Genomic DNA, 1543 nt, shown 5'->3' on the forward strand with positions numbered 1-1543 from the left:
TGGCGTTGGATGCGGCACGCACGGACGTGCCGGACTTGGTGATCAGCGACGTCATGATGCCGCAGCTCGACGGGTTGGCACTTGTCGCCGCACTGCGGTCGGACCCCCGCACCGCGGCGATACCGGTGCTGCTGCTGTCGGCGCGCGCCGGGCAGGAAGCCGCAATCGAGGGCCTACAGGCCGGCGCTGACGACTATCTCGTCAAGCCGTTCGCCGCGGCGGAACTGCTGGCCCGCGTCCGCGCGAACGTCAAACTCGCGCGGCTGCGCAATCACCATGCACGTTGGCGCACCGCGTTGATCGACTCTCTGCAGGAAGCGTTCTTCGTCGCCGACGACCGCGGCGCGGTGATCGAGATCAACGCCGCGTTCACCGACATATTGGGGTTCGGCGTCGAGGGGCTGCCCTACGAGCCGGTGCAGCCGTGGTGGCCGACATCGGAGTCGGATCCCGAAGCGTATCGCCAGGCCGACCAGCTGTTGGCGCGGATTCTGAGCGAACCCCATGGCAGGCATACGGTTCCGGTCACACACCGCGATGGGCACCGGCTCTGGGTGACGCTCACCTACAACCAGATCGAGGAGATCGACACCGGCAGGCCCGTGATGGTCGGCACCTTCCGCGACGTCACCGCCGAGCACTACACGGTGCAGCGGGAGGCCGCCCTGGCGGCACTCAATCAGCAACTCGCACAGGCGGATACGCTCGACGACGCGGTACGCGCGGCCGCCGACGTCCTGCGCGGTGTTTGGCGGGCGCACCGTGTACTGGCCGTCACCTTTCCGGTCGAGGACGCGGAGACGGCGCTCGAACCGACGGCCCTGGTCTGTTCAGGCGAGCCTGCGCACTGGCGCGACCTGCCTGCGGCCACGAAGCGTGCGGTCACCTCTCTGCGTTTCGCCGATTCACTCGTGGCCGATTCGCCCGAAACGGGGTCCGCACGCATCGCCCTGCAGCATCCACGAGGGGTGCTCGTCGTCTACCTCGAGCTGCCGGAGCGCCGCCCGTTCACGCCAGAGGACCAGACGCTGCTGGCGGTGTTGGCCGGTCGGCTGGGCCAGGGCCTGCAGCGTGTCCATCAACTCGACCAGCAGCGCGAAACCGCACTGGCGCTTCAACATGCGATCCTCGGCCCGACCGTGTCGAGCGGGTTCGCCGTGCGCTACCAGCCGGCCACGCGCCCGCTGCAGGTCGGCGGTGACTGGTACGACGTCGTCGACCTCGACGACGGCCGCATCGCGCTGGTCGTCGGCGATTGCGTGGGCCACGGCCTGACGGCGGCGACGGTGATGGGTCAGCTGCGAAGCGCCTGTCGCGCGCTGCTGCTCGAACACCCGGGCCCGGCGGCGGCGCTGACCGCGCTGGATCGGTTCGCCGCCCGCCTGCCCGGCGCGCGGTGCACAACGGCCTTCTGTGCGGTGCTCAACCCGGACACCGGTGAGCTGTTGTACTCCAGCGCCGGTCACCCGCCGCCGGTCATGGTGCTGCCCGACGGCTCGACCCGACTGCTCGACGATGCGTCGGTCACCCCGCTGGGGTTGTC

At 69.7% G+C, this 1543-nt stretch carries 1 protein-coding gene; it reads left to right on the plus strand.

Features of this window, described 5'->3' with window-relative positions:
• Positions 1-1543: SpoIIE family protein phosphatase (locus tag A5698_RS15140; protein WP_156670769.1), on the plus strand; the 1543-nt coding region annotated here is incomplete at both ends.

The sequence above is a fragment of the Mycobacterium sp. E136 genome (assembly GCF_001666865.1).
Taxonomy (GTDB): Bacteria; Actinomycetota; Actinomycetes; order Mycobacteriales; family Mycobacteriaceae; genus Mycobacterium.